Here is a 2,547-nt window from a genome sequence, read left to right on the forward strand (position 1 = left end):
CGCGAGGCCCTGCCGAGGGCGGCCGCGCCCGTTCCGGCGCGCCCGGTGCCGGCGGATGCGGCCGGGTCTGGACGCGCGCGGCACTGAGCCGTAACGTCGGCGGAACCTCGTAACTATCACTGCTAGTTTCATCCGTTGTCCGTCGTTGTCCGTGCGAGCCGCCGGAGGCACCCTCATGTCCGCACCGTCCAAGCTGCCGCCCTTCGACCCCGCCGACCCCATCGGCCTGGACGACCTGCTCGGCGACGAGGATCTCGCGATCCGCGGCACCGTCCGTGCCTGGGCCGCCGACCGGGTCCTGCCGCACATCGCGCAGTGGTACGAGAAGGGCGAGCTGCCCGGCATCCGTGAGCTGGCCCGCGAACTGGGCTCCATCGGCGCGCTCGGCATGTCCCTGCAGGGGTACGGCTGCGCGGGCGCCACCGCCGTCCAGTACGGACTGGCCTGCCTGGAGCTGGAGGCGGCCGACTCCGGCATCCGCTCACTGGTCTCCGTACAGGGGTCCCTCGCGATGTACGCGATCCACCGCTTCGGCTCTGAGGAGCAGAGGCAGCGGTGGCTGCCCGGCATGGCGGCCGGTGAGATCATCGGCTGCTTCGGGCTCACCGAGCCCGACCACGGCTCGGACCCGGCGGGGATGCTGACGTACGCCAAGCGCAGCGGCACCGACTGGGTGCTGACCGGCCGCAAGATGTGGATCACCAACGGCTCGGTTGCGGGTGTCGCCGTGGTGTGGGCGCAGACGGACGAGGGTGTCCGCGGTTTCGTCGTCCCCACCGGGACGGCCGGGTTCTCGGCCCCGGAGATCAAGCACAAGTGGTCGCTGCGCGCCTCGGTCACCAGTGAGCTCGTCCTCGACGAGGTCCGGCTGCCGGCCGACGCGGTACTGCCAGGAGTCACCGGGCTCAAGGGCCCGCTCAGCTGTCTGAGCCACGCCAGGTACGGGATCGTCTGGGGCGCGATGGGCGCCGCCCGCGCCAGTTTCGAGGCCGCGCTCGACTACTCCAGGACGCGAGAGCAGTTCGGCAGGCCGATCGGCGGCTTCCAGCTCACCCAGGCCAAGCTCGCCGACATGGCGGTCGAACTGCACAAGGGCATCCTGCTCGCGCACCACATCGGGCGCCGGATGGACGCCGGCAGGCTCCGTCCGGAACAGGTCAGCTTCGGGAAGCTCAACAACGTGCGGGAGGCGATCGAGATCTGCCGCACCTCGCGGACGATCCTCGGCGCCAACGGGATCTCCCTGGAGTACCCGGTGATGCGGCACGCCACCAACCTGGAGTCGGTGCTGACCTACGAGGGCACCGTCGAGATGCACCAGCTGGTGCTGGGCAAGGCGCTCACCGGTCTCGACGCGTTCCGGTAGAGCGGGCGGGGCCGGCCTGACCGGTGGATCCCGGCCGCGCCGGGCCGGGCCGGCCGCGCCGGGCTCCGGGAACGCCCCCGGAGCGCCGCCGGGTCCGGCCCCGGCTCAGCTCTGGTTGAAGAACCCGCCGTCGCTCGGCCGGCCGGCGGCCTCCCCGCTCACGATCTTCGTGTCGGACGGGGTCAGCAGGAAGACCCGGTTGGCCACCCGGTCGATCGAGCCGCGCAGACCGAAGATCAGCCCGGCGGCGAAGTCCACCACGCGCTTGGCGTCGGCGGGCTCCATGGACGTGAGGTTGACGATCACCGGGACACCGTCCCGGAACATCTCGCCGATGCTGCGGGCGTCCCGGAAGCTGTCGGGCGTGATCGTCGCGATCCGGCGGCTCTTCGCCTGTGCCGCTTCGGAGGCGACCCTGACCCTGGGGTCGGTCACCCATGCCTCGGCCGAGGCCGGGGCCTGCTCGGCGCCCTCCGTGTAATCGTCGTCGTAGTAGCGGTCGTCGTCGTTGTCCTCGACGAGCCCCAGCCAGGCGCTCGCCTTGCGTACCGATCCCATGGACGCCTCCTTTCGCCGCGGTCCTTCTGCGTTCCGCCCCCCTATCGTCGTCCATGATGTGGATCGTGCGCCAAGTGGATAGACGGCGCGCAGGGCATTCGTGACGGTACTGGTGCAGAAGTTGTGGCGGTTCGTCAGGTTTCTTCCTACGTACGACTGCTGACAGAATGAAAATAGGAACTCTCCAGCCGTATGGGTGACGGAGGGGTCGTACGGGTGAATGGGCCGCTCGATACGATGCCGGAGGCGCCGGAAGACACCGTCCGGCACCGGTGACGAGGCTCGGGGGAGCACTGTGTTCGGAATCGTCAGGCCCTGCGCGCACCGCCTCTCCGACGGGCTGCGGGCGCAGTGGACGGCGCATCTGTGCGGCCTCTGTCTGGCGCTGCGCGGCGATCACGGCCAGTTCGCGCGGATCGCCACCAACTACGACGGCCTGATCGTCTCGGTGTTGACGGAGGCTCAGACGGAGCGCTCCAGTGGCCGGTGGCGCACCGCCGGTCCCTGTCCGCTGCGCGGGATGCGCACCGCGCCCGTCGCGCGCGGCGAGGGCGCCCGGCTCGCCGCGACCGTCTCGCTGGTGCTGGCCTCCGCGAAGATGCGCGACCATGTCGCCGACCGGG

Annotated in this window: 3 protein-coding genes; 2 read left to right on the forward strand and 1 reads right to left on the reverse strand. The window is 70.7% G+C overall.

Annotation, left to right across the window (positions count from 1 at the left end):
- The first annotated feature begins 175 nt into the window (after positions 1-175).
- On the forward strand, positions 176-1,366 hold the full coding sequence (locus G3I19_RS36005; RefSeq protein WP_164267882.1) for an acyl-CoA dehydrogenase family protein: 1,191 nt from the start codon (positions 176-178) through the stop codon (positions 1,364-1,366).
- A 105-nt stretch (positions 1,367-1,471) separates the two neighbouring features.
- Here G3I19_RS36005 and sepF read toward each other — a convergent pair whose 3' ends face one another.
- Complete coding sequence (gene sepF, locus G3I19_RS36010; RefSeq protein ID WP_164267883.1) at positions 1,472-1,924, reverse strand: cell division protein SepF; 453 nt, start codon at positions 1,922-1,924, stop codon at positions 1,472-1,474.
- Positions 1,925-2,219: 295 nt separating this feature from the next.
- On the opposite strand from sepF, the gene G3I19_RS36015 reads away from it, so the two are divergent.
- Positions 2,220-2,547: DUF5685 family protein (locus tag G3I19_RS36015; protein WP_343235311.1), on the forward strand; the 328-nt coding region annotated here is incomplete at its 3' end.

It is taken from the genome of Streptomyces sp. SID10853 (assembly GCF_010548145.1).
GTDB lineage: Bacteria > Actinomycetota > Actinomycetes > Streptomycetales > Streptomycetaceae > Streptomyces.